At 40.1% G+C, this 25483-nt stretch carries 24 protein-coding genes and 1 pseudogene; 10 read left to right on the forward strand and 15 right to left on the reverse strand.

Annotated elements, in window-relative coordinates:
• Positions 1-302: 302 nt before the first annotated feature.
• From WKI42_RS03680 to rsmH, 5 genes are all read right to left on the reverse strand, one after another.
• A complete protein-coding gene (locus WKI42_RS03680; protein ID WP_368081209.1) occupies positions 303-2408 on the reverse strand; it encodes an ATP-dependent Clp protease ATP-binding subunit in 2106 nt (701 codons plus the stop codon).
• 334 nt (positions 2409-2742) lie between these two features.
• Positions 2743-3723 (reverse strand): phospho-N-acetylmuramoyl-pentapeptide-transferase, encoded by a 981-nt coding sequence (gene mraY, locus WKI42_RS03685; RefSeq protein WP_368081210.1) that lies wholly within the window; start codon positions 3721-3723, stop codon positions 2743-2745.
• Position 3724: 1 nt separating this feature from the next.
• Positions 3725-5977 carry a penicillin-binding protein PBP2X gene (pbp2x, locus tag WKI42_RS03690; RefSeq protein ID WP_368081211.1) on the reverse strand — a complete coding sequence of 751 codons (2253 nt, stop codon included), beginning with the start codon at positions 5975-5977 and terminating at the stop codon, positions 3725-3727.
• Between the two features lie 3 nt (positions 5978-5980).
• Positions 5981-6298 carry a cell division protein FtsL gene (ftsL, locus tag WKI42_RS03695; protein ID WP_000840840.1) on the reverse strand — a complete coding sequence of 106 codons (318 nt, stop codon included), beginning with the start codon at positions 6296-6298 and terminating at the stop codon, positions 5981-5983.
• 11 nt (positions 6299-6309) lie between these two features.
• Entirely contained in the window at positions 6310-7260 is a 951-nt protein-coding gene (gene rsmH / locus WKI42_RS03700; protein WP_368081212.1) for a 16S rRNA (cytosine(1402)-N(4))-methyltransferase RsmH, read from the reverse strand.
• Positions 7261-7425: 165 nt separating this feature from the next.
• Between rsmH and WKI42_RS03705 the strand changes: the two genes are divergently transcribed.
• The 5 genes from WKI42_RS03705 to WKI42_RS03725 are packed head-to-tail and all read left to right on the forward strand — an operon-like array spanning position 7426 to position 9361.
• Entirely contained in the window at positions 7426-7620 is a 195-nt protein-coding gene (locus WKI42_RS03705; RefSeq protein ID WP_001082471.1) for a helix-turn-helix transcriptional regulator, read from the forward strand.
• Between the two features lie 15 nt (positions 7621-7635).
• Positions 7636-8178, forward strand: coding sequence for a DUF3278 domain-containing protein (locus WKI42_RS03710; RefSeq protein WP_000712348.1), 543 nt, complete (start codon positions 7636-7638; stop codon positions 8176-8178).
• A 10-nt stretch (positions 8179-8188) separates the two neighbouring features.
• Complete coding sequence (locus tag WKI42_RS03715; RefSeq protein ID WP_050216135.1) at positions 8189-8419, forward strand: hypothetical protein; 231 nt, start codon at positions 8189-8191, stop codon at positions 8417-8419.
• Between the two features lie 10 nt (positions 8420-8429).
• On the forward strand, positions 8430-8756 hold the full coding sequence (locus WKI42_RS03720) for a hypothetical protein (RefSeq protein WP_000838779.1): 327 nt from the start codon (positions 8430-8432) through the stop codon (positions 8754-8756).
• Positions 8757-8782: 26 nt separating this feature from the next.
• Positions 8783-9361 carry a DUF3278 domain-containing protein gene (locus WKI42_RS03725; RefSeq protein WP_050971690.1) on the forward strand — a complete coding sequence of 193 codons (579 nt, stop codon included), beginning with the start codon at positions 8783-8785 and terminating at the stop codon, positions 9359-9361.
• Positions 9362-9631: 270 nt separating this feature from the next.
• On the opposite strand, the gene WKI42_RS03730 is transcribed toward WKI42_RS03725, so the two are convergent.
• Genes WKI42_RS03730 through WKI42_RS03765 form a run of 8 tightly spaced genes read right to left on the reverse strand, consistent with a single transcriptional unit; the run spans position 9632 to position 16646 of the window.
• Positions 9632-10633, reverse strand: coding sequence for a LacI family DNA-binding transcriptional regulator (locus WKI42_RS03730; protein WP_000412459.1), 1002 nt, complete (start codon positions 10631-10633; stop codon positions 9632-9634).
• A gap of 59 nt (positions 10634-10692) precedes the next feature.
• A complete protein-coding gene (locus tag WKI42_RS03735; RefSeq protein WP_368081213.1) occupies positions 10693-12594 on the reverse strand; it encodes an alginate lyase family protein in 1902 nt (633 codons plus the stop codon).
• A 21-nt stretch (positions 12595-12615) separates the two neighbouring features.
• A complete protein-coding gene (gene yajC / locus WKI42_RS03740) occupies positions 12616-12909 on the reverse strand; it encodes a preprotein translocase subunit YajC (protein ID WP_050217591.1) in 294 nt (97 codons plus the stop codon).
• Entirely contained in the window at positions 12909-13727 is an 819-nt protein-coding gene (locus WKI42_RS03745; protein ID WP_000148013.1) for a PTS system mannose/fructose/sorbose family transporter subunit IID, read from the reverse strand. The genes yajC and WKI42_RS03745 overlap by 1 nt, the downstream gene beginning before the upstream one ends.
• Positions 13714-14493: a PTS mannose/fructose/sorbose/N-acetylgalactosamine transporter subunit IIC gene (locus tag WKI42_RS03750; RefSeq protein ID WP_000026611.1), complete on the reverse strand. Its 780-nt coding sequence runs from the start codon at positions 14491-14493 to the stop codon at positions 13714-13716. Before WKI42_RS03750 ends, WKI42_RS03745 begins: the two co-directional genes overlap by 14 nt.
• Positions 14494-14507: 14 nt before the next feature.
• Positions 14508-14999: a PTS sugar transporter subunit IIB gene (locus WKI42_RS03755; protein WP_000178619.1), complete on the reverse strand. Its 492-nt coding sequence runs from the start codon at positions 14997-14999 to the stop codon at positions 14508-14510.
• Between the two features lie 10 nt (positions 15000-15009).
• The gene (locus WKI42_RS03760) at positions 15010-16200 is read right to left on the reverse strand and encodes a glycoside hydrolase family 88 protein (RefSeq protein ID WP_368081214.1); all 1191 of its coding nucleotides are present in this window, start codon (positions 16198-16200) and stop codon (positions 15010-15012) included.
• Positions 16201-16211: 11 nt separating this feature from the next.
• Positions 16212-16646: a PTS sugar transporter subunit IIA gene (locus WKI42_RS03765; RefSeq protein WP_000706826.1), complete on the reverse strand. Its 435-nt coding sequence runs from the start codon at positions 16644-16646 to the stop codon at positions 16212-16214.
• 272 nt (positions 16647-16918) lie between these two features.
• Here WKI42_RS03765 and WKI42_RS03770 point away from each other — a divergent pair, with 272 nt between their 5' ends.
• From WKI42_RS03770 to WKI42_RS03785, 4 genes are read left to right on the forward strand one after another with little or no spacing between them, the layout of a single operon-like run.
• Positions 16919-17734 (forward strand): gluconate 5-dehydrogenase, encoded by an 816-nt coding sequence (locus tag WKI42_RS03770; protein ID WP_000185889.1) that lies wholly within the window; start codon positions 16919-16921, stop codon positions 17732-17734.
• Positions 17735-17752: 18 nt separating this feature from the next.
• The gene (locus WKI42_RS03775) at positions 17753-18394 is read left to right on the forward strand and encodes an RpiB/LacA/LacB family sugar-phosphate isomerase (RefSeq protein ID WP_000684789.1); all 642 of its coding nucleotides are present in this window, start codon (positions 17753-17755) and stop codon (positions 18392-18394) included.
• A gap of 30 nt (positions 18395-18424) precedes the next feature.
• A complete protein-coding gene (locus WKI42_RS03780; RefSeq protein ID WP_000161469.1) occupies positions 18425-19426 on the forward strand; it encodes a sugar kinase in 1002 nt (333 codons plus the stop codon).
• Between the two features lie 9 nt (positions 19427-19435).
• The gene (locus WKI42_RS03785) at positions 19436-20065 is read left to right on the forward strand and encodes a bifunctional 4-hydroxy-2-oxoglutarate aldolase/2-dehydro-3-deoxy-phosphogluconate aldolase (RefSeq protein ID WP_049513598.1); all 630 of its coding nucleotides are present in this window, start codon (positions 19436-19438) and stop codon (positions 20063-20065) included.
• A 263-nt stretch (positions 20066-20328) separates the two neighbouring features.
• Here WKI42_RS03785 and WKI42_RS03790 read toward each other — a convergent pair.
• Positions 20329-23528 (reverse strand): annotated as a pseudogene (locus tag WKI42_RS03790) (LPXTG-anchored hyaluronate lyase).
• A gap of 210 nt (positions 23529-23738) precedes the next feature.
• Between WKI42_RS03790 and WKI42_RS03795 the strand changes: the two are divergent.
• Entirely contained in the window at positions 23739-24215 is a 477-nt protein-coding gene (locus WKI42_RS03795) for a glutathione peroxidase (RefSeq protein ID WP_173213403.1), read from the forward strand.
• 287 nt (positions 24216-24502) lie between these two features.
• Here the strand turns inward: WKI42_RS03795 and WKI42_RS03800 are convergent.
• The coding region (locus WKI42_RS03800) for a TIM-barrel domain-containing protein (RefSeq protein WP_368081215.1) at positions 24503-25483 on the reverse strand (981 nt) is incomplete at its 5' end.

Genomic DNA, 25483 nt, shown 5'->3' on the forward strand with positions numbered 1-25483 from the left:
ATGATGGAACTGTTATTGAAGATTCAGAAACACCCACAGCATAAGATGATTGTTCATAAGGTGATGGAAATACTTGAATTAAGCCAAGATAGATAAGCGTAAATAAAAAAACGAATAAACTAGTTTTCTGAAAATCAGAATTCTGTTTTATTCGCTTTTTTGTTTTATCTATTTATGCCCATTATTCTCAAAAATTGAAATTTCTATAATGGAGTCACTCTCTAGTTCTTATTTTGTTTTTATTGAGTATAAAATCCAAAATCTTTTATCCAGTCTCTTCTCTTTATCCTCAAAATCTTGATTTAGGCTTTTTCACGAATGACTAAAACGCCATCTTCCATATCTGCTTCCAGATGTTTAGCATCTAGGTGATCCAAGTGGAAGTCTGTGACTTTGTCACGGATTTGTTGTTCAACCACACGACGGAGTGGACGAACACCCATGACTTCATCGTAGCCTTCCTCAGTCATGTATTCTTTAGCAGCTTCGCTCACTGCCAAGTCAATGTCTTTCTTAGAAAGCGTCTTGTTAACTTCAACCAACATAAGGTCTACAATCTTAGAAAGATCTTCTTTGCTCAAGTGTGAGAATTCGATGACAGCATTGAAACGGTTAAGGAATTCTGGACGGAAGTAAGGTTTCAAACGATCCATCAATTCTGGTTTATCAGCATCTTCTGTCAAGTTAGCTTCGTAACCAAATCCTGCGTTTGAAGTTGCGATAATCACCGTATTCTTGAAGTTGACAGTGTTACCTTGACCATCTGTCAAACGACCATCATCCAAAACTTGAAGGAGAAGGGTGATGACTTGAGGGTCAGCCTTTTCAATCTCATCCAAGAGAATGATAGAGTATGGATTGCGACGAACACGTTCTGTTAAGGTATTGCTATTATCATCATAGCCCACATAACCAGCTGTTGTACCGATTAGCTTAGAAACAGCTGTGCGGTCACTGTATTCAGACATATCCAAACGGATGATCGCATCCTTGGTTCCAAACATATCTAGCGCCAATTGCTTAGCAAGCTCCGTCTTACCAACCCCAGTTGGTCCTACAAAGAGGAAGCTACCGATTGGGCGATTACCTTCATCAAAACCAGCACGGTTACGACGGATAGCACGAGCTACCGCTTCTACCGCCTTATCTTGACCGATTACCTTATCTTGCAAGCGATGAGCCATATCTTTCAGACGTTCGATGTCTGACGCTCCCATTTGAGATACTGGGATACCCGTCATTCGTTCTACAGATTCAGCCACATCGTTGACACTTGCAGTTACTTTCATATCTTCTGTATGGTTTTCGATTTTCTTTTCCAATTCTGCGATGCGTGTTTTATAGTTTAGAGCTGCTTCAAAATCTTCTGCCTCAACAGCTTTTTCTTGCTTGTCTTTTTCTACCTCAATTTCACGTTCAACAGCATGCACATCTGTTACTGGATGCTGAGCCGCCAAGTGAGCTGCCGTTACATCTACAAGGTCGATAGCCTTATCTGGCAAGCTACGTTGAGGAATATACTGAACAGAATAATCCACGGCTGCTTTCAAAACTTCGTCTGGCAAGATGACATTGTGGTGTTGTTGATAGAGGTCACGAATTCCTTGAAGAATTTTATATGTATCCTCTGCTGAAGGAGCATTGACCTTGACTTCGTTAAAACGACGAGCAAGAGCAGCATTCTTCAAGATGGTGTTACGGTATTCATCCTGAGTCGTTGCCCCAATCACTGTCAATTCCCCACGAGAGAGGGCTGGCTTGAGAATATCCGCAAGTCCTTTAGAACCACTGTCACCTCCAGTAGATCCAGCACCGAGAATTTGATGAATTTCATCAAAGAAGAGAATGATATTTCCCGCTTCTTTTACTTCATTGACTAAGTTTTGAACGTTTTCTTCAAAGCTACCACGGTATTGAGTCCCAGCCTCAAGGCCTGAAATATCAATGGAAATAATTTCCTTATTCTTGATGGCAGCTGGAACATCGCCGTTCACAATGGCTTGTGCCAAGCCTTCGACAACTGCTGTCTTACCAACGCCTGCATCCCCGACCAAAACAGGATTATTCTTGGTGCGGCGTGAAAGAATTTCAGATGTTTCTTGAATTTCCTTGTTTCGTCCGATAACAGGATCCAACTTGCCCTCACGCGCTTCTGCTGTCAAATTTCGACCCAGTTTAGCAAGGACACCGTCTTGTTTCATACCTGACATATGTTGTGACATTTGGCCATCAACTTCTGCATTTCCTGGCAATTGACCAGTTGCACGATAGTGAGCAAATTCCTCAGGTGTCACTTCACGTCCATTAATCAAGTAACGACGATTTTCAGAACTATATCCTCGCATACCACCCATCAATTGGTTAAATAAATCATCCATGTTGTTAAAATTATTAAAGTTGTTATTCATATTCTTTACCTCTTTTTATTATTTATTATTACTGATATTGACTATCTTTGACCTTTGTTTTAAAAAATTTAGACTAGCTAGATTGCTACTCTACGTACTATTTCTGGTTTTTCTTTTTCAAGCAGGAGTAGACTATCTTTACTTCTGAAGATTTCTAGATTAAACATAGACCCCACCTCTTTCTATTTTACTTTAAATAAGTGTTCACGTAAGGCTTTTATTTACCTTACGTTCATAATATACTACATTGGTCAGAAAAGGTCAAGAGTTTTGACTTTGATTGACCAATATTTTTTAAACAGCAAAAACACCCTGAAACATCAGGGTGCCATTCTTACATCAAATACAAAATTGCGAGGGTCAGGAGACTTGCTAGAAGCCCAACTCCCCAAAAGAAGAAGTCAACCTTCCACTCGCTCCAAGGATTTCCTTTACCAGACAATCCTCCAAGCTCAAAATGGTGATGCACAGGCGTCATACGGAAAATACGTTTACCACCTGTCAGTTTGAAATAACTGACTTGCATCATGACCGAAGTTGTTTCAAAGACATAAACAATTCCGATAATCAAGAGAGTCCATTCTTGGTGGAGGGCCATAGAAATAGCTGCCAACATTCCACCTAGGGCCAAACTTCCCACATCTCCCATAAAGACCTTGGCAGGCTTATGGTTAAAGACGAAGAAACCGAGTAAACCACCAATCATGGCAAAAATCACCAGGAGAATATCCATCTGGCCTTGCACATAGGCAATAACTCCATAGGCAGACAAACTAATCACAACGGAAATACTAGCCAGACCGTCAATTCCGTCTGTCAAGTTGACTGCATTTGAAAAACCGACTAGCCAGAAAAGGGCGAAGAAAATATAGAAAATCCCCAGATGCACTTGGTAACCAAAGACTGAAAGCATATCGCCCCCACGCTCATAGAAAAGATAGAAGATAACTCCACCTAGAAGCTGAAGAGCCAATTTTTGCTTAGGATTCAGCCCCTCATTGATTTTACGAAAGACCTTGAGAAAGTCATCTAAAAATCCGACAAGTCCATAAAGGACCAAGATGAACAAAATCATTCCCACATTATTGGTCAATTGTTTTGAAAAAAGAGCAAGAAGGAAACTCACCACAACTGCAGCAATGAGGAAAACAAGTCCCCCCATAGTTGGCGTGCCAGCTTTTGCCTGATGCTGTTTGACATCCTCATGCATCTGCTGGCCTGTAATTTGCGCCTTTCTATAAAATTGGATAAAGGCCGGAATTCCTACCAAAGTTAGTAAAAATGTCACAATTCCAGCACTGATGGAAATAAACATATTAGTCTCCTAAAGTTAATGTAATTTTTTTAATGCCCTTGATAGCTGTATTAGCACGAACATCTTGCTTCTGCACAGTAGAGCCTGAACCTTCAAATTCAAGTTCTATATTTAACCACTTAGAAAAAGCTTCTGCGGTTGCTTTTGTCCAACCATACATATCTGGAACTTCCTCTGCTTTATCAGATAAGAGGAGGACTTGCTGGTTAGGTGTAAGATTGGTCCCTTCTTCTACAGATGATTCTTTAATCTTTGTTCCTGTTCCTACAACGATTGGTTGCACAATATTGCGACGTAAGGCTTCAGCCAAATCACCAGGTGAAATATCCTTGATGCTAGGCATGGCATAAGCGCTTTGATTGGTTACCTGATCTAACGTTTTAGCGGTAGATTGGAGGTTAAGGGAATCTTTCATAGCCACTGCTCTTTCCAAGATAGGATTGGCAAATTCTCCCAACTGAATACCTGAATAATGTTCAGGCTGTTGAACCGTCACATACAAGATAAAGTCAGGATTTTCAGCCGGATTCATCGATACAGCCGAGAAAATATAGTTGGTTAACCCGACTAGATAACCACCATTTTTCTCGTCAGCAATCTGAGCCGTACCAGACTTGAGGGCTACATTTTGCCCAGGAACAGTTACAGTTGGCTTGCCTGTGCTGTGGTTATACATGGTTCCATAAACCGGATCCGTCCCTACCAAAACCATGTTAGTCCGAGTTAGACTAGCTGCATCTTTAGAAACAGGATTTCCCACAATTTCTTTTTGAGATTTCCGAGCAGTTTGATCATTTGGATCATAAATGGCACTAATAAATTTAGGCTCCAGCATGACACCATCATTCGCAATAGCTGTAAAGGCACGAATCATTTGCGTCTGGGTCACTGAAATCCCTTGTCCAAATGAGCTTTGCGCAATGTTGACAATATTATCCGCAGGAAGCTGCCCAGCGTATTCATCTGTCAAGCCAAAACGGGTCGGAACACCAAATTTAAAGCGGTTTAGATAGTCCAACCAAGTTGCATCTCCCATCTTTTGCTCAAGAAGCGTCATCCCAACGTTACTTGAGTGCGCAAACCCTTGAGAAAAGGTCATCATACCACCGCCGGTCAAACCTTCATTGACGTCCCAATCTCGAGTTGTCACATCTGCCACTTTTAATTCACTGCTATTGAAGTATTCTCCACCTGGGAAAGTGTTGTTATCAATAGCTGCTGCTAGCGTCATGACCTTCATGGCTGATCCTGGTTCATAGTTACTTTGATAAAGAATATCACGCCAGACAAAGTCCTTAGTGATTCCTTCCTTAGTATCGGCATCAAAGGTTGGTCGTTGCGTTGTTGCCAGAATTTCCCCTGTTTTAGCACTGACCAAAGTCGCTGTCATGTACTTTCCTTTTACCTTCTCTTGAAAAGCATCCATCTGTGTTTCCATGAAGGACTGAAGGGTGCTGGAAATAGTCGTATAAACATCCTTGCCATCTACCGTTTGCTGGGACACTTGTTCAGTTCCGGGGACAATATTACCCAGACGATCTTTTTCATAGGTAATAATACCGTCTTTCCCTGCAAGAATACTGTTCAAGGAACTCTCCATCCCAGAAGTTCCCAGCAAACTCTTGCTTCCATCTTCATTTTCATGGAGTTGAGCTAAACCAATAAAACTAGAAGCAAATTGTCCATTTGGATAACTTCTATTAGGGCTAGTTGTAAAGTCAATCCCTTCAACACTAGCGTCTTTTAGATCCTTTTTAATAGCCATCATATTGGCATAGGTAATTCCATTTCCTTTGGCACCAAAAGAAACTTGAGTCAGATTCGGTTGAGACAATTGTTCTTTAACATAAGCCTCGTCCATATCCAAATACTTATGGAAAACCTCTGCTACCTTATTAAACTGGGCATCTTCTACATAAAGAATTTTACCAGTTGCTGATTTGTATTTTTTATCAATGACAGCATAGACATTATAGGAGGTTGCATCCTCAGCAATCGGGACTCCATTTCGGTCATAAATAGTCCCACGTTTGGCAGGAACTGTACGGGTGGTTTGATGAACCTTCTTAGCTTCCTTCGCTAAATCTGTTCCAAAGCGAGTGCCCGTCCCAATAATGACCGCAAAATTGACTAAAAAAACGGCAAAAACAAAGACAGATAATAAACTCAGACTTTTTCCAACTCTGCGTCTGTTTTCAGCCGGCGATTTCCGATTTTTCGTCGCATAACGGATTACTCTTTTTGTCCACTTCATATCTTACTCCGCTATTCGAATATTTTCATTGTTTAATTGCAAATCGTGTGAATTGGCAATCTCTTTCAAACGTTCTGCACGTAATAGTTCATTGACCTCTTGCTTGGCATCGTCCAATTCGGTCTTCTTTTCCTCTATCTGCGCATTGATTTTTGTCAAATCATTCTGCACTTGCAAGAGCTTGGTCTGCATAAAAATAATACTAATGGCTACAATAAGAGTGGTTACAGCAATGGAAAAGTAAAAAGCTTTTTCCACACGCGAAAACCGTTTAAGTTGCATCTGTAGTATTTGACCTGTTTTTTCCATTCTTTCTGCCATCTTTTTCCCTCTTACTTGTGAATTTTTCTGGCCACGCGCAACTTGGCTGAGTGCGAGCGGTTATTGGCTTCTAACTCTTCTGCACTTGGCAAGATTGGCTTACGGGATACCAATTCCATCTTAGGCTTGAGATCATCTGGGATGAAAGGCAAGCCTTTTGGAACTTCAACTGTTGAAGCTTCCTTGAATAATTGCTTGGTCAAGCGGTCTTCCAAGGAATGAAAGGTAATCACTGAGATTCTACCATCCAGAGCCAACATATCCATAGCCTGCTGGATGGACTCATCTGCCGCTCCCAGTTCATCATTGACTTCAATTCGAATAGCCTGGAAAATCTGCTTAGCAGGATGACCCTTCTTCTTGAGTTCCTTGGCAGGTTTGGCCGACTTGATAATTTCTGCCAATTCAGTCGTAGTCTCGATAGGTTTCAGATCACGCGCTTGCTCAATCTTACGCGCAATCTGTTTAGAGAATTTATCCTCACCATACTTGAAGAAAATACGAACCAAGTCATGATAGTCATAGTGGTTCACCACTTCATAGGCTGTCAGGCTAGCATCCTGATTCATGCGCATGTCCAGTGGCGCATCCTTTTTATAAGAAAAACCACGCTCACGCTGGTCTAATTGAGGACTAGACACTCCCAAGTCATAACAAATTCCATCAATTTCCTGAACACGAGCTTCGCGCAAACGTGCCTGTAAATGACGGAAGTTGTCCTTGATAAAGGTCACCATTCCCTTCTCAATGTAAGGTGCCAAGCGTTTTTGCGCATTGTCAATGGCATTCTGGTCCTGGTCAAAGGCATAGAGATGGCCTTTTTCACTTAATTTACTTAATAAATACTCGCTATGGCCTGCTCCACCCAAAGTCGCATCAACGTAGATACCGTCAGGTTTTACGTCAAGCATATCAATCGTTTCGTGGAGCAAGACCGTTACATGATGAAATTCTTTTGTCATATCTTATCTATTTTACCACAAATCCGACCAGCTTGCACTAGTCAGACAAATCAGACAAGAGCGCTACTATTTCTTCAAAAAATATGTCAAAAATACTTGACACTTTATGTTTAAAAGAATATAATATAGTCAAATATATACGACACAAATCAGAAAGGAGACCAGATGAATCGTGTGAAAGAATTTCGCAAGGAACTGGGCATTTCCCAGCTCGAACTCGCCAAGGATATCGGTGTCTCGAGACAAACCATCAATATGATTGAAAACGACAAGTACAACCCAACTCTGGAACTCTGTCTCAATCTCGCCCGCAGCCTCCAAACTGACCTCAACAGTCTCTTTTGGGAGGATAATTTTTAAAAAAGGAGCAAACTTATGAAAAAAGAAACCTTCACTGAAAAACTGATCAAGCGCACATACGGTATTTCTGATCCACTTGACGAATACAAACGGCGCGAGGCAGACCGTATCGGCAATCAAGTCTTTATCTTCCTATTTTATCTGATGATTTTCGGCAATCTTATTCCGCTCCTTCTGGCCTATAAATATCCTCAAGAAGTGGCTCTGGTCTATCCTCCTCTGATTTTAGTGATTGCCCTCATCGCTGCTGGCTATGTCACCTACCAAATGAAAAAAACAGGGATTACAGCTATTGATCCAGATATGCTGAGTGAGAAAGAAAGTAAGCAACTTCGCTACCCAGGTCTGAAAGCAGGTTTGTTCTTTGGTCTATGGATATTTTTTATAACTCCTCTTCTCGATATACTCATAGGTGAAGGTCAGGACTATTTTCAGTCTCTTCTCACTATAAGAAATGGTGTAGCAAGCATTCTCGGTTCTATCTTCTTCGGGGCAAGCATACAGTTCCTCATCTCCCGTCGCATTGCAAAAGCCAAGAAAGATCAAGATGAGGATTAGGAGAAAACTCATGAAAAAAGAAAAGAAACAGTCACGTTATCCTGGTCTGAAAGCAGGTTCGATTTATGGAACAGTGATATTTTTTATAATTCCACTAACAAGTGAAAATCCAAATTTTATCAGTTCTCTTCTAAATACAAAACATATTTTTAAAACTATACTGGGAGCTTTCTTTTTCGGAGTGATGATACATATTGTCGACTCACTTCGTATTGCAAGAGCTAAAAAAGACCAGGATTAGGAGGTGCCTTATGAAATCATTACTAACTTTACTGACCTATCATCTTTTGTTCAGTTCTCTGCTCATCTTCATCATCATTTCAGGGGACTTACCAATCAGAGAGATATTCCTCGTGCTAGTCTTTTTTCCAGCACTTAATAAAGTACTAACTTATCTAAAGATTAACTCCCCAAAAACGCGCACACTTAACTTAGCACTATACTTTATAATTCTATCTTTTCCACAACTGATGCTCGCCTCAAGCGGTTGGAAATATTATTTACTGTTCACTATCGCTATCCTTTCTTCTATCACTTATCTTTATTATCTCTATCAATTCGTAAAAGAAAATCAGTAAAACTGCTCATTTAGGAGGTTACTAGTATGAAAAAAGATGACTTAACCACTCGCCTACTTCGAAATCTCTTTCATATCCAAGGCCCTTTTGATGAATGCCGGCAAGAAATTATCTACAAAGCCTGTGCCCGTTCCATGGTCCAAATCGTTTATTCTTCCTTCTTCCTCTTCTTGTTTTATCTGTTATTTGGACGCTTCATAGAGGCCGTTCGCTATGCCATGCCCTACGTTTACTCTGGACTCATTTTTTTCATTACTTTAAAAACTCAAAGAGCCGTCAAAGAACTCCATCTGGAAAAAGATGACAAGTCAGAAATCATCCTCAAAACCTACAGCAAAGGCCAAATCAAATTTCGAAGCTGGGTTGTGTTTATCGGTCTTCAGATTGTCCTCTTTACCCTACTCCTCTTTCATAAGGTCTTCGTTCAGCAGATGTCCTTTTCAGATTTTGTGAAGTTACTCACGCAATTCGACAAAAGTGTTCCTTTCCTGATGTATGGCCTGATTATCGGCAGCATTTTTGGAACCCTGACCTACGGATTTCTATCACTACAAGAGGAGAAGACTCCTAAAAATACCAAACAGAAGGAGAAAAGCAATCAATGACTACACTATACGATTTTTCAGTCTTAAATCAAGACAATCAAGAAACCCCATCCAATGGAAATTTCCAATATTCCTAGTCGTAACCATCATCTCAAGTTTGGTCTACTTCTATAACTTTTATCAAGTAGTTAAAGAAGTAAATCAAAAACAGTTGATTTAGGAGATTACTCCCATAATTTCTCATTTTATAGACAAATAATCCCATCCAGCTCATGCTAGATGGGATTATTTTATTTCTTAACAGAGGTTGCCAGTTATTTCCCTTTCATCTTAGAAAGTCGACTCTTTCCAACTCACACTACAATCCAAGACTTGTTGCCTTTCTTCTTGATTGAGGCCTTCAATCTGGTCAATCAAAATCTTTGTAGCCTGTTGTCCTTCTTCAAAGGCGGGCTGAACCAACGTCGAAACACTTGGAGAAGAAAAGCAAGTCCACTCCGTATTGTCAAAACCAATCAACCCAACTTGTGGCAAGTTATAATTCAACTCTTTGATAACGGTAAAGACTGGAGGTAGTGCCCAACAGTTAGGAACAAATACCAGAGTTTTTTCATCGGGATTGATTTCTTTTTGTAAAAATTCCTTAATTTGTTCCAAATTCGTATGCTTATCTTCAATGGTTAGCCTAGCGTGGCGCATATTAGCATCTGTTAAAGCATCCACAAAACCACTTGCCCTCTCAATCCGAGTACTCAAACGACTCGTATCCGCTGTAATCAAGAGAAAATGCTCATAACCTTTTTCGATACAGGACTGGGTCATATCATAAACGGCATCATAGTTATTGGTTTTGACCCAGCTAGTCCGGTGTTCATAGAGCCGACTATCAAAAAAGACCATTTTCTTCTTTTTCTCATCGATGATACGAGAATATTTTCGGAAATTAGAGGTCGGCTGAATAATAAAGCCGTCTACTCCCAAGAGAAGCATGCTTTCAATATACCTGTCCTCACTCTCTTGGCTGTAGTTACTATTTCCTATCATTACCTGGTAGCCATTCTGGCTGGCGATATCCTCAATTCCCTTAACAATTTGGGTTGAGAAACTGTTGGTAATATCACCAATCAAAACACCAATTAATTTTGTTCGTTTGGAGTTTAAGCTACGCGCAACAATGCTCGGTTTGTAATTTGTTTCATGAATAACTTTTTTAATCTTTTCACGTGTCTCTTGGGACATTTTTTCATATTTCCCGTTTAGGTAAAATGACACGGTTGTTTTCGAGGTCTGAGCCATTTCTGCAATATCTTTTATGGTCAGTTTCTTCTCCAATCTAAAACACCTCCTACTAATACCCATTATAACATATTCACTATTCGAAACGTCTATTTCTAGCACTGCAAGCGAATCATTCTCTCATTTATTTTATCATATACTAGACATTTTCCACGCATTTTTGTTCCGTCAACGAGGCATAATTTTTCACCTACACAAATATCCTCGCTTAATAACAGAATCAGCTTGTCTGTTTCGTCATTTTTCACTTCAAAAGCCAGAGCATTTTCTACTTGATGACCATCTGTCTGGTAGACAGAATGACGGATGATTTCAAAACTCTCATGCGCAATGATTGTATAATCCAGCATCTGATTCTCAAAGAATTGGTGTTTGATGAGTTTGCTACTTTTTTCAAGCTCGTTGTATTTAGGAGAAATGATCGTAGCTTCCAAATCAAAATCAACTTCACTCCATAGTTTCAACTGATTGATTTTCCCATCTTGATAGGTCACATCCTTGTCAAGGATAAACTGAGTCAACGCCTCATGCTGACCTTGACACCTGATATCATCTACCAAGAGCCATACATCCTCTGCCAACATGAGGATTTTTCTCCTGTGAAGATAAGGCAAATCAGGTTCTGCTGACAAATACGCCCCCTCAATATAATGCACTCCCTCTCTTTCTTTGTGGTGACAAAACAGGGAGTGAGGATAGTATTCATATTCCCAGGATTCCGCGATCCTTTCTGGAGCTTTCCCATCTACCATACAGGTCGAATGACTCCAAGCACTCTTTAAGAGATAACGTTCATCTACCTCCCGATAAGAATAACGCCCAGCATCTATGAAAATCGGTTGGCCTTGATACTGTAAGCAAAAACTATTCTCGTCACTATGGCTATGGGCACTTCCCAGCGGACCGTTTTTGAAAAATAGATAACGATGTTCATCCTTAATGCATACATGCCCAGAATCTTCAAAGCTCCTGAACTTAGGCTGCCAAGCTCTCTTTTCAAATTCCTGCAGTCGCTTGACCTTTTCTCGCCCCAGGAACAGGAGGCTAAGTAAATCGACTTTAACATCCAGACCGTTAAGAAAGTCTTCCTTGTTCAAAACCATAGCAGACAGGCTCAAAATCTCTGTCGTTTCTGTAGAATCGCTATCACCAAAAGCCAAGGTCCGTCCATCTAGACCTGTCATCATTTGAATGTAAGTCGCCATCTTTTCCAGCAGCTCTTGAAAGCTATCTTGCAAGTCCGGAAGCAAGAGACACAAGTCCAGCAAGGCTTTATAAACCTCTACATGATAGAGAATCGACTGTTCAAACTGGCTTCCATCTTCTAAAATCTGCGTCTCGATCTGCTGTTTCAACTCCTTTGAAGCAAAATGGTAAGCTTCTTCTAGATCCATCTTATCTGAAAAGAAATGATAGGTTGCAAGTATCGGAATCGTTTGTAAAATCCCCCAGTTACTAAGGGTGTACTTGGCGCGATAATGGCTTTTCATAAAGTCAATCTGCTTTTCTAGACTGACCAAAATTTTCTCTAGTTCTTCCTCCTCTAGCAAGTCAAATTTCAAGAGGAGCAAGAGTAGTTTCAACCAAGTAAAGGAACGAATACCCGTATCCAAGGTTCTAGTCATCAAAGATTGAGGACGAAATTCTCTCACCTGCTCAATCCAGTCAAATAGAAAGAACTTGCACTTTTGGATATAGCCCTTATCTCCTTCTACCAGGTACCCTATCATAAACTGCAAGAGATATTCTTGTCGATTGAGCATATAAGCCCATTCTGGATCATCTTCAAATACTTGATTCCACACCATCGGCTGGATTTGATGGATTTTTGAACAAGGTTCCATATCCCAAGGACTATCAAACATAAAACAATTGTCCATCAAGCGCTCAAGGGAACTCTTGACTTTCTCATAGTCTTTTGAACAGTGGGACAAGATATAATCACGATATTGGTCCCCATCAATTCTTTCAAAAAATTGTCTTCTTTCTTCTTTCATTATCTATTACCAGAAAAAGAACTACTTAAAAAGCAGTTCTTTTGTCTTTCCCATTACACTTTCCTTTTCTACATAGATGACCACACCTTTTGCAATCTGCAAGGAGATCAAGTCATCTTTGATAGAAATGATTTTTCCATGAATTCCAGACAATAACAACACTTCATCACCAGATGTTAAAGAAGCTAAATACTCTTTTCGTTGCTCCATCTGTTTGCGAAGCAACTTTTGCTGACGAATAGAATGAAAGCTTGACAGTAAAAGGGGGCTCACTGCCAAGACAATCACTATTCCATAAAACAATGTTGTATCCATTAAGCTAGAATCTTAAGCCAGCTTCCGATAATTCCGATGATAACTGTTAAAATAACGAGTTTATATGTTGTCCATTTCTTTTCTTTGATCAAGTAGTAAACTAAAAGTGTAAATAGGGCTGGTAGAAGAGCTGGAGCAACCTTATCAAGCATTCCCTGAATACTTACGATACTTTGTTTAGCGTCTGCTTTAACTTCCCCTGCAGCAAAGGTGATCGGCACCATAATCTTAACAGATGTCGCTGCCAAACCAGCAATTACGGTTACACCAATAATATTGGCAATACGAGAAATCGTTGCCATCTGCTCACTTAGTTTATCAATCACAGTCGTTCCTAGTTTGTATCCATACAGACCAGTTGACAATTTAATCGCTGTCAAAATCGTATTCATCGCTAGGAAGAACAAGATTGGACCGACAACCAGGCCTTCTTGAGCAAAAGAAGCTGCGATGGTTGAGAACAATGGAGCTAAACAAAATTGTGAGAGAGAATCCCCAATACCTGCCAATGGCCCCATCAAGGCCATCTTGATGCTACGTGTCTCTTTTGCCGGACGGCCATTTTCCAACATTACAAGGTGCAAACTGGTAATAAAAGGCAGGAAGTGTGGGTTGGTATTATAGAATTCACAGTTTTCTTCCAAGGCTTGGTAGAAACCTTCCTGATCCTCTCCATAGTGTTTTTTCAAAGCAGGATACATCACATTGGCATATCCCAACCCTTGATAGTTACTATAGTTAAATCCATTTTGACAAAAGAATGCCCGCAAAGACGTTTTAAGATAATCACGTTTTGTTAATTTGTTAGATCCAGTCATCGTGTGCTTCCTCCTCTACCACATGATTCGCTGTTTTTGGCTTGTTATAAAATTCAATCAAAGCAAAGATAGTACCTACAATTGCAATACCAATTGTTGGGATGTTTAGATAAGCTGCACAAACATATCCCAACAAGACAAAGGGAATCAACTCTTTCTTAGCCATCACTGACAAGATCATCGCAAAACCGATAGCTGGGAGCATTTTACCAGCAACTGTCAAACCTGTAAGCAATACCGGTGGAATGTAGTCTACGAGTTTCAACAAGGTATCCATTGAAAGGGCACCCAAGCAACCCAAGGTAAATCCAATAAAGGCAAACAACCAAATTGTTGCATTTAGAGTGAACTTGAATTTCTTCAAATTATGGTTTTTCAAGTGCTTCATCGCCGTTTCAGGCGCACCAGCACGTACAGTGTAGGCGAAAGTTTGTAAGAATTGAATCGCCACAGCAATCGGAGTAGAGAGGGCAAGAGCCGCTTCTGGACTGACTTTACCAGCACTAGTGATAGCCATCAAGGTACCAAAGATACCAGGTCCGATTGGGTTTGGTGGAACAGTACCTCCAGCACCAACACCGAATCCCATATAAGCCAATTCACCAATAGCTCCCATTGCAAGAGCAGTAGGCAAATCACCTAGAATAATTCCGACACCAAATGACAGAACAATACATCTATTGGTGTAAATTCCTAACAGCATTCCACTAAAACAGAAAGCTGTCCATAATCCAATTAAAATCGCTTGAAATACATTAATCGACATAACAATCTCCTCTTTTAAATATAGTCCATAATGTTGACTTCAACAGCTCCATCATTTCCTGTTGGAGTTGTTTTCGTATTAAATGTTACTTGATAAGTTTGGTTCAATTCCTTGAGAGCTGCCTTGTCCTCTTCACCCAGGAAGATAGAGCGTGTCACTTGCTCTTTACCAGGGGCATTGTGAATGTTCCCAATATTGATTTCTTTGATAGGGACACCACCTTCTACCAAGGTTAAAGCGTCCTTTACATCCTTTACAACGATAAAGATCGTTTGAGCAGGATTAGCCTTGTGAATGATATCAATCACCTTTTGCAAAGGGAAGAAACGCATGGCAACTGAGTCTGGCACAACTGTTTTCATCAGAGTTTGTTGCATCTTGTCCGTGCTTACTTCATCATTGGCAACAATGACCGTATTACAACCTAGGTATTTTACCCAAAGTTGTCCTTGCCCATGAATCAACCGTTCATCGATACGGGTCATAATAATATTTGGCATTGTCATATTTCTCCTCCTACCAATATAGGTTCCAGTCCTTGTAGAAACGGATAAGGGCTTCTAGGTAATAGTAGTCACCCCAGATATTGCCTTCATCCACTCCTTTACCTGAATGCCATGAGTACACACCGTGGAGGAGACTTGTCCCACCAGGGGTAAATTGATCATTTGCATAATGTTCGATCAAAGAACGAAGCATGGCATGCATAGCATGTTTATAAATATCTTTGTCAGCATCCACCTCTGGGAGATGTTTTAGCATTTCATGAATCCCACAGACAGCGATAGCTGTTGCTGAAGAATCTCGCGATTGATCACTACCATCATTAAAAATCAAATCCCAATAAGAAACATGATCTTTTGGCAGACGATTCAAGAAATAATTGGTTACACCCTTAAACAAGTCAAAGCAGGACTCGTCTTTCAGGTGACGATAAGTCAAAGGAATACCATAGACTCCCCATGATTGACCACGTGCCCAGCATGAATCATCACTATACCCTTGTCTCGTTACACCTTTAAGGGGTTGACCTGTTTCAGGATCAAAGTAGAAGGTGTGGAAGGACGAAGCGTCATCACGGATTACATTATTAGCTGAAACATAGAAATGGCTTTCTGCAATATCGTAGTATTTTTGATCGCCTGTTTCTTGATAAGCAAAGAATAAGAGTTGGATGTTGAGCAAGCAGTCGATAATCAAACGGTAATGCTCTTTCTTGCCCAAGTCTCCCCAAGCTTGAATAAAACCACCTTTTTCTTGATAGCGTTCAATCAACTTATCTGCAGCTCTCAAGGCTGCCTCTCTGGCCTCTCCATCTCCATTTATCTTATATTCAGCCATACAAGACGGTGTGTACAAGAAGCCGAGATCATGGTGATCCAATTCTACTCTCTTATTGACACGATCCAGGAAAGAAAGAACATTTTTATGAGCGATGTTTTTAAATTCATCCTGTTGACTGTATTCATAAGCCAACCACAGTTCTCCTGTCCAGAAACCATTGGTCCATTCCGTATTATCCATGATTGGATAGACATTATCAAAGGTAGCTGGCGTCGGGAAATCTTCCTTGAAATAGTCAAGGTTGAGTTCTAACTGCCGAATAACCTTATCGATTGCCTGGCCGACTTCTTCTTTCGTCAGAAGTGGTACTTCTAAGAAGCGCTCAGGCGATTTTATTTCTTCAATCGTAACCTTTTTTATCATTCTTTTACCCTTTAAATACCCGATTCGAAATCTTCTTCCTCTTCCTCTGCATCCGTTGAAAACAATTCTTTACCATTTACGACTCCGCCCTGAGCCGCCACTACTGATTTATTAACAACCTCATCAAAGCTATGAGCCATTCTAGCAAAGACTGCTTCCATTAACATAGCTAAGTTCAAACCCGAGAGAACATTCATTGTTTTGGCTGGATTTTCTCCCATTATGGTAGAAGAAACCTTGAATGGCGATCCTCCCAAGAGATCACTTAGGATTAAAACTTCTTCTTCATTTGAAATTGCAAGTAAGATTTTTTGCTTGAGTTCATCTGCTGACATTCCTTCCACAAAGTCAATCGCCTCCACATTTTCTTGATTGCCTGCAATCAATTGTAAAGAACTATAAATCCCTGTGGCAAAATGTCCATGCCCTACAAGTACAATTTTCATCTTTTCTCCTTTCTTTTTTGAGTTTACCGGTTTACTCTATATTTTACATTGTAGACCTTTATTTTTATCTTGTCAATAGTTTTTTCAAAAAAATATTAGCGCTTTCATTGCTTGTTTAACCATTACAATAGACAGAAACTTCAAAATCTTCCGTTTTTTTTAGGAAAACAAAGATTTTCAGAAATAAAAATATTTAATTATTGACAAAACCGGTTTACTAGAATATAATTTGGTTATAGAGAAGTCTTAACAAATTTGAAAGGAAGTATCAAATGACAAATACATCATTCTCAATTGAGCAGTTTTCTTTAAAAGGAAAAATTGCTCTCATCACCGGCGCTTCTTATGGAATTGGATTTGCTATTGCCAAATCCTACGCTGAGGTCGGCGCTACTATTGTCTTTAATGATATCAATCAAGACCTGGTCAATAAAGGGATTGAAGCTTATCGTGAAGTTGGCATCGAAGCCCATGGATATGTCTGTGACGTGACAGACGAGGACGGTATCCAAGCCATGGTCAAGCAAATCGAACAAGAGGTTGGTGTCATTGACATCCTCGTTAATAACGCTGGTATTATCCGCCGCGTTCCAATGTGCGAAATGAGCGCCGCTGATTTCCGTAAGGTCATCGATATTGACTTAAACGCACCATTTATCGTTTCAAAAGCAGTCATTCCTTCTATGATAAAGAAAGGGCATGGAAAGATTATCAATATTTGCTCGATGATGAGCGAACTGGGACGTGAAACGGTTAGCGCTTATGCTGCCGCTAAAGGCGGCTTGAAAATGTTGACCCGCAACATTGCGTCTGAATACGGTGGAGCCAATATCCAATGTAACGGAATCGGGCCGGGTTATATTGCCACTCCTCAAACAGCACCTCTTCGTGAGTTGCAAGAAGATGGTTCTCGCCACCCATTTGACCAGTTCATCATTGCAAAAACACCTGCTGCACGTTGGGGAAATCCTGAAGATTTAATGGGCCCTGCTGTCTTTCTCGCTAGTGATGCCAGCGACTTTGTCAATGGCCACATCCTATATGTAGATGGCGGTATCTTAGCCTACATCGGAAAACAACCTGAGTAAAAATAGAAAGAGGATCTTATGAAAATCGCATTAATCAATGAAAATAGTCAAGCTAGTAAGAATCACATTATTTATGATAGTCTAAAAGAAGCGACAAATAAAAAAGGCTACCAATTATTTAACTATGGTATGCGTGGAGAAGAAGGTGAAAACCCATTAACATACGTACAAAACGGCCTAATGGCTGCCATCCTTTTAAATACAAAGGCAGTTGACTTTGTTGTTACCGGCTGTGGTACGGGTGTAGGAGCTATGCTTGCTTTAAACAGCTTCCCTGGTGTTGTCTGTGGTCTAGCAGTGGACCCAACTGACGCTTACCTTTATTCTCAAATCAATGGTGGTAACGCCTTGTCTATCCCTTATGCCAAAGGATTTGGCTGGGGGGCAGAACTGACCCTCAAATTGATGTTTGAACGCTTATTTGCTGAAGAAATGGGCGGTGGCTACCCAAGAGAACGTGTAATCCCTGAACAACGCAACGCTCGTATCTTAAACGAGGTGAAACAAATCACCTACAATGATTTGATGACCATCCTTAAAACAATCGACCAAGACTTCCTCAAAGACACCATCTCTGGCAAATACTTCCAAGAATACTTCTTTGAAAACTGCCAAGATGATGAAGTCGCTGCTTATTTGAAAGAAGTATTAGCCAAGTAAAGCTATTCTAAACCAGAAAGGAACTAATGGATGACGAAAATATTACTGTTTGGCGAACCATTAATTCGAATCTCACCATTAGATGCCACCAGTATCGGCGATCATGTTGCCAGTTCGACTTATTTTGGCGGATCAGAAATTAACATCGCTTGTAATTTGCAAGCCCTGGGTATCTCAACGAAAGTCTTTACCGCACTCCCTGCCAACGAGATTGGAGATCGTTTTCTCACATTCTTGAAACAGCACCAAATCGATACCAGTTCAATCTGTCGGCTTGGCGATCGAATCGGCCTCTACTTTTTGGAGAACGGCTTTGGTTGTCGTCAAAGTGAAGTTTTCTACGATCGTAAGCATACGAGTATCAGCCAGATTCGGCCAAACATGCTAGATATGGATTCTCTCTTTCAGGGGATTGGCCATTTTCATTTTAGTGGAATCACTGTAGCTATCGGTCAAGAGGTTCGTACGCTCCTTCTCCTACTCTTGGAAGAAGCCAAGCGCCGAGGGATTATCGTTTCAATGGATCTCAATCTGAGAACAAAGATGATTTCAGTCCTAGAAGCCAAGTATGAATTTTCTAAGTTTGCACGTTTCGCTGACTATTGCTTTGGTATTGATCCTCTCATGATTGATGACCAAAATCTAGAGATGTTCCCAAGAGACAGAGCCAGCCTAAAAGAGGTGGAAAATCGCATGCGACAATTAAAAGAAGCCTATGGTTTCAAGGCCATTTTCCATACCCTCCGCTCTAGTGATGAACAAGACAAAAATGTCTATCAGGCCTATGCTCTGGGAGAACGATTTGAAGAGTCTGTCCAACTAAAAACTGCAGTCTATCAACGAGTTGGTAGCGGGGATGCCTTTATATCTGGTGCCCTTTATCAACTACTCCATCATTCCTCCTTAAAAACTACCATTGACTTTGCAGTTGCGAGCGCAACTCTCAAATGTACTCTTCCAGGAGACCATCTCTCCACTTCCGAAACTAGTATTGAAAAATTACTGGCAAATGCACAAGATATCATTCGTTAGGAGAATTACATGACCAAATCAGATACGATTATTGAACTAAAAAAACAAAAAATTGTCGCTGTTATTCGAGGAAATACAAAGGAAGAAGGACTGCAAGCCTCGATTGCTTGTATCAAGGGAGGTATCAAAGCTATTGAAATCGCCTATACCAATCAGTATGCAGGGCAAATCATCAAGGAACTTGTAGACTTGTATCAGGACGATCAAAGTGTTTGTATCGGTGCAGGTACTGTGATTGATGCCGTAACTGCTAGAGATGCTATTCTAGCCGGAGCAAATTACGTTGTTTCTCCATCTTTCCATGCTGAAACTGCAAAAATGTGCAATCTCTACAGCACACCGTACATTCCAGGCTGTATTACTCTCACAGAGATAACGACTGCACTTGAAGCTGGTAGTGAAATCATTAAACTCTTCCCAGGTAGTGCTCTCAGTCCAGCATATATCTCTGCAGTCAAGGCACCGATCCCACAAGTTTCCGTAATGGTAACCGGAGGAGTCGGCCTAAACAACATTCCTCAATGGTTCGCTGCTGGTGCAGACGCCGTTGGAATTGGTGGCGAACTCAATAAACTCGCTTCCCAAGGCGACTTTGACCGCATTAGCGAGATTGCCCAACAGTATGTTACACTCAGATAAAATGAAGTGAAAATAGTCTGGGACAAAAGTCTAACCTTAAATATAAAAAGCGAACAAAACGAGTTATCTGACACTCAGAATTCTGTATTGTTCGCTTTTTTGTCTAATCTATCGATTTTTAAAATTTATAATAAAGAATTTCTAAAATCAAAATCTTTTTGTTCCAAACTCTTTTTAAAAGAAAAATCCGAAGATGTTTGACTTTCTTCGGATTTTTTCTATTTTCCACAGTTTCATGTGATTCATCTTAGATGATGAACAAATCAGTTATTCTTTCCTCTACGGAATAGATAAGTCGCCCCAAGTAGCAAGAGCCCTAGACTTGCCAAGATTGACTGACCTTCTCCTGTCTGAGGGAGATTCTTTTGATCCGAATGGTTCTTTTCTTCTTCAGATTTTTCCTTTTCTTTTGAATCCTGAGTTTGTGGTTGAGCTGCTTGTTCTAACTTTTTAAAGACTTCCTGATCTGGAGCTGATTCCTGGGTTTCAGGATTGTAGTAGGCAACCTTATAGTCATCCCCTTCTTTTCGAATGGTATAGACCCCACGTTTCAAGACTTGGAATTGGTTGGAAATAGTAGAGACAGAATCATCATATTTCACAATGCCCCAAACTCCTTGTTTGGCATCATAAACAGACTGAAGGGTCTCATTGTTATCGATGAGACTACTTTCTAACTCTTTTACCATTTGATTGAAGGTGGCACGATCCACGTTAGGGATGAGCATATAACCATAAGAATCCCCATTTTACTTATGAGCCTGACTAATCGTAAGAAATTCATTTTCAACTTCCTTGTCTGACTGTCCTTCATTGATATCCTTCCAAGATCCCTTTTGGACAGTCTTACTCATACTGATTGAACTCTTCTTAAAGAAAAAGTAACCAATATTCTTTTTCGAATCGGACGATTCTAAGAAGACACTTTGGGTTTCAGGATAATCCTTTTCTTGTTCCGTGAGGGAGGCTTCTTTATCATTGACATAGACTTTATATGGAACACTTGATTCCAGTTTTCTCTGGTCAATTGTAGTTGCAGCAGTATCTGTTGAAGTGTTTTGGATATTGCTTCCTAAAAAGGCAATCTTATCCTTCAGTATAAACCAGCTCTTATGAGCAGTCAGTGTTTGATTCCAGTTAGTGAAATCCATGGTTGCTGTCACATTGGCCTCATCTAGTTTGCTCGTTCCAACGAAAGCAGACGGTAGAACTTTACCTGTATCACTATCCGATCTCTTAGCATCTGTTTCTGTCGTACCAGGCATCTTATATGGATTAACTGTTGGCCAATAGCCATCGCTATAGTGACTCAAATCGCCATTGTAAAGATAGAACATCCCATCACTCGTATACCAACCACGTTTGTTTTCCTTGTTCATGTGTTCGTAATTCAAGGTACGACTGGAAAAGAGTGACAAGCCAAATCCAAACCCTTTCTCTGCATTGTACATGGCTGTTTTACCCATCTTATTAAAGGCAGATAGGTAACTGATTCTTGGAACATTTGCGACTCCAGCATCGTTTAATAAAGATTGCATCAAACTGATATCCTTATAAGTCTTCAAATTCTTAAAGACATCATAATAACTATCCGATTGAACAATGGTCTTCACAAGACTCTGCAAACGTTGTTTGGTTTCTCCTTCAGACATATCCGCTATCCGGTGAATCCCTCTTAGCACTTCTACTGCGGCCACGTGCCCCTCGCAATTTGCACGACTGATCGAGCGTCCACGACTCATATCCATCAGCTCTCCATTCACCAGCAAAGGGGCAAACGATTTATCAATCCAGTGGTACATAGTTTGCATTTTATCTTTATTGATTGGGCTCTTGGTCTTTTGAATGACTGGCAACAGTTGAGACAGGCCATCAATCAAGACATCCCCATAAGCACCCGTATAGGCAACATTGGTGTGGTCGATATAGAATCCATCTTGATAAAAACCTTCACCTTGGTCTACCAACTTGAACACTTGCTCAATCGAACGAATGGTAGAAGAAATTTCTTGGTCATCCTTGCGCAGTAAAACAGCTATTACTTTTACCCTTCCCATATCCACTAAGTTTCCACCTAGGGACTTAAATGGGTTATCAGTCGTCTTTCGGAAATATTCGGGATCTGGCGCAAATTTTTCAATCACATCTGTATACTTTTTAATTTCCTCATCAGAGAAGTATTCTTTCATCAGAGACAAGGTATTGTTGATGGCACTAGGTGTACTGATTTCATAATCCCGCCAACTCCCAACAATGTTTTTTTCACTATTGTAGACATGTTTATGCATCCATTCCATGGAATCCCTAACTGTTCGAATAACGGTTTCATCCTGATAATAACGAAAAGAAGGATTGGTCACTTGCTTGGCCATCTCCTCCAATTTCCGATAAGTAGCAGTTAGATTCGCAGACGTTTTATAATTTGAAAATTTTTCCCACAAATAGGTGCGGCCCGCCTGACTTGAAATACTGGATAGGCTATCAGCCACTTTTCCTTCCAGTTCCTGGTTTAATTTGGCCATCTGTTCATTTTTAGAATCATAGTATTGATTCCCAGCGATGATACCATTCCAGTCATCCAAACGGGCTGTGTATGCATCCTTAACAGAGGCTAGAATCTTCAAAGGAATCTTTTTCACCTCCTTTCCATCTTTACTGACAATGACATTGGTTGTCCCTTCCTTAAGAGGTTCTAAAATTCCATTTTTGACTGAAGCAAAATCAGGATTTTCTACCTTATAAGTATAGTCTGCAAGAGCAAAGACATGTTTTTTCCCAATTGGTAAATCAATCTTTTCCTCGATCTGTTTATCTGTTTGAGAATCCTCAGAAGGCTGGTCTGCTACCTCTACCAGCTCAATATCCTTAAAAGAAATAGTCCCAGTTCCCGTTTCATAGAATAACTCCAGCTTGATTTTATCAACATCTAAAGTCGGGCTATAGTCTGCTTCAATGGTCTTCCAGTCCTTTGTTCCTGATGTCGTTTCAAAATTCCACAATTGCTTGTCCTTACCACTTTCCTCAATGATACGAACCTTAGCAATCCCGACTTTATTATCTGTTTTAATCTTGAAACGCAGTTTGTACTTTTTCTTAGCTTCAATAGGGACCATACGGTGAACCACTGCCCTTAATTTCTCATGGCTTGAGATAGTGATAGCCCCATCCTTAGCCTCAATAACTCGAGTTGAGGCATCTGCAGAACTATTCTTCTGGTCTACTCAAGCTGACCACCCCTTAGCTTTGCTTCCTGTCCACGGACTGCTTCCGTCCTCCGTCTGACCAAAATCACCATTTTCAACTAAATTTTTTGTATCCCTTTGCTGATACTGAACTTCTGGCTTTTCTGAATGGTATTCGTAGGCGTTTCTTCCGCTCCAACTGTCAGATAATGGTATAATAAAAATCCTGATAAAACAAGTGAAGACAAACTCACAATGAGTTTCTTTGTTTTTGTTTGCATTTATACACTCCAATAAATCAATAGGAACTAAATCTCAAATTAGAGATTTATAGCAACTAAGTAAATCGATTTAATTAAACCACACCATTTTTTAAGCTGTTTGTAAACGATTTCTATTATATCAAGGACCTATTTTTCAACAACATCTTCCATCCGACTCGACGAAAAAAGTAAAAACTGTTACAATGTAGAAAAAGAAAAGAGGCCCTCATGACTTCACTTTATGATTTTTCCGTTTTAGACCAAAACAACCAATCAACTCCACTAGATGCCTATCGTGGTAAGGTACTCTTGATTGTCAACACTGCTACTGGATGTGGTTTAACTCCCCAGTACCAAGGACTCCAAGAACTCTATGACCGCTATCAAGACCAAGGTTTTGAGATTTTAGACTTCCCTTGCAATCAGTTTATGGGACAAGCACCAGGCAGCGCAGAGGAAATCAATAGCTTCTGTAGCCTACACTATCAAACCACCTTCCCACGTTTTGCAAAGGTCAAGGTCAACGGTAAGGAGGCAGATCCCCTCTATGTTTGGTTGAAAGACCAGAAATCTGGCCCACTAGGAAAACGAATCGAATGGAATTTCGCTAAGTTCCTCATCGGTAGTGATGGGCAGGTCTTTGAACGCTTCTCTTCAAAAACAGACCCAAAACAAATTGAAGAGGCCATACAAACCCTACTATAATTTCACAATCTCACTATGATTAGGTTTCTTTTAGCCTGATGAATAGTGAGATTTTTATTTAACTTTGACTCATACTCAATAAAAATCAAAAAGCAAACTAGGAAACTAGATGCAGCCTGCTCAAACAGATAAAACTAACAGCGAAAAACACCTCACGGAGCGAACCATGAAGTGTTGTAAAGTCTATGTTGTAGGTGCTTATTTCACATTTTCAATGTGACCAATGATAACAAATACCATACCGAAGCTTCATATACACTAAACAAATGACTTTCTAATTATCTCAATTAGTTTTCGCTAGTAAATATCATTTCCAACAAACGGCCTCTCAATTCCTTATCCTGATGATGCAAGATATTCATTAACTCATGAGAATTTTTGGCATTGATGAATTGATTTAACAATCTATCTTTTAATTCATATGGAAGAGAAGCCGTCTTTAGTAGTCTAAAAACTTCATCATTTAAAGATATTGTTTTATTATCTTTACATTCAAATCTAGCTGTATCATTCTTATTTGGCAATTCAATCATAGACACATTCGTTCCTTTAAAATGAATTCTATGCATTCTATTGCTTGGAACGATACTAGAATCTCCTTGTAATGCTAACTCTACCATTCCCATTTCCCAGTCGATTGATAATCTTGTTTTATATCTTTGACCATTTTGATCTTCAATCATTTCAAAAGAATGTTGTTTTCCTGGGAATACATACCAATCTACAACTTCAGGTAAATCAACACCCATATCTATCTCAGAACCAACCAGGGGAATGATTGCACCACTTTTTGCAAACACAGGAATAGTCGAAATGTCCCTATAAACACTTAACTTCACACCACCTGTGTATTTCTTCTCTGAAAAGAAGTCATACCATTCACCTTCAGGGAACCATACATCTACTTTTGCAGATTGGAATGCCAAATCCATCTTTTCTACAATGGGAGCCACCATCAGTTCTGTTCCAAAAAAGTATTGATTTGGAACATTATAACTCTCATCATTCTCTGGGTAGAAATAATACATTGGGCTGATTAAAGGGGCACCTTCCTCGTGTGTCTTTACATTCATGGTATATAGATATGGAATCATCTGATGTCTCAAACGAAGGTATTTCTTCATAATCTTAGATGTTGTTTCTGAAAAAAACCAAGGTTCTTTACTATTAAAAGGACTTCTAGAACTATGTAAGCGAGTAATCGGACTAAAAACGCCAAACTGTAGCCATCTGGTTTGTAGCTCTTCGTCATAATCCCCCAGCATGTG

This window comes from Streptococcus pseudopneumoniae (assembly GCF_038148935.1).
In the GTDB taxonomy this organism is placed as follows: domain Bacteria; phylum Bacillota; class Bacilli; order Lactobacillales; family Streptococcaceae; genus Streptococcus; species Streptococcus pseudopneumoniae_U.

Coding starts and splice junctions, on each gene's coding strand:
- WKI42_RS03680 (WP_368081209.1), bottom strand. CDS start 2,408: ATGAATAACAACTTTAATAATTTTAACAACATGGATGATTTATTTAAC.
- mraY (WP_368081210.1), bottom strand. CDS start 3,723: ATGTTTATTTCCATCAGTGCTGGAATTGTGACATTTTTACTAACTTTG.
- pbp2x (WP_368081211.1), bottom strand. CDS start 5,977: ATGAAGTGGACAAAAAGAGTAATCCGTTATGCGACGAAAAATCGGAAA.
- ftsL (WP_000840840.1), bottom strand. CDS start 6,298: ATGGCAGAAAGAATGGAAAAAACAGGTCAAATACTACAGATGCAACTT.
- rsmH (WP_368081212.1), bottom strand. CDS start 7,260: ATGACAAAAGAATTTCATCATGTAACGGTCTTGCTCCACGAAACGATT.
- WKI42_RS03705 (WP_001082471.1), top strand. CDS start 7,426: ATGAATCGTGTGAAAGAATTTCGCAAGGAACTGGGCATTTCCCAGCTC.
- WKI42_RS03710 (WP_000712348.1), top strand. CDS start 7,636: ATGAAAAAAGAAACCTTCACTGAAAAACTGATCAAGCGCACATACGGT.
- WKI42_RS03715 (WP_050216135.1), top strand. CDS start 8,189: ATGAAAAAAGAAAAGAAACAGTCACGTTATCCTGGTCTGAAAGCAGGT.
- WKI42_RS03720 (WP_000838779.1), top strand. CDS start 8,430: ATGAAATCATTACTAACTTTACTGACCTATCATCTTTTGTTCAGTTCT.
- WKI42_RS03725 (WP_050971690.1), top strand. CDS start 8,783: ATGAAAAAAGATGACTTAACCACTCGCCTACTTCGAAATCTCTTTCAT.
- WKI42_RS03735 (WP_368081213.1), bottom strand. CDS start 12,594: ATGAAAGAAGAAAGAAGACAATTTTTTGAAAGAATTGATGGGGACCAA.
- yajC (WP_050217591.1), bottom strand. CDS start 12,909: ATGGATACAACATTGTTTTATGGAATAGTGATTGTCTTGGCAGTGAGC.
- WKI42_RS03745 (WP_000148013.1), bottom strand. CDS start 13,727: ATGACTGGATCTAACAAATTAACAAAACGTGATTATCTTAAAACGTCT.
- WKI42_RS03750 (WP_000026611.1), bottom strand. CDS start 14,493: ATGTCGATTAATGTATTTCAAGCGATTTTAATTGGATTATGGACAGCT.
- WKI42_RS03755 (WP_000178619.1), bottom strand. CDS start 14,999: ATGACAATGCCAAATATTATTATGACCCGTATCGATGAACGGTTGATT.
- WKI42_RS03760 (WP_368081214.1), bottom strand. CDS start 16,200: ATGATAAAAAAGGTTACGATTGAAGAAATAAAATCGCCTGAGCGCTTC.
- WKI42_RS03765 (WP_000706826.1), bottom strand. CDS start 16,646: ATGAAAATTGTACTTGTAGGGCATGGACATTTTGCCACAGGGATTTAT.
- WKI42_RS03770 (WP_000185889.1), top strand. CDS start 16,919: ATGACAAATACATCATTCTCAATTGAGCAGTTTTCTTTAAAAGGAAAA.
- WKI42_RS03775 (WP_000684789.1), top strand. CDS start 17,753: ATGAAAATCGCATTAATCAATGAAAATAGTCAAGCTAGTAAGAATCAC.
- WKI42_RS03780 (WP_000161469.1), top strand. CDS start 18,425: ATGACGAAAATATTACTGTTTGGCGAACCATTAATTCGAATCTCACCA.
- WKI42_RS03785 (WP_049513598.1), top strand. CDS start 19,436: ATGACCAAATCAGATACGATTATTGAACTAAAAAAACAAAAAATTGTC.
- WKI42_RS03795 (WP_173213403.1), top strand. CDS start 23,739: ATGACTTCACTTTATGATTTTTCCGTTTTAGACCAAAACAACCAATCA.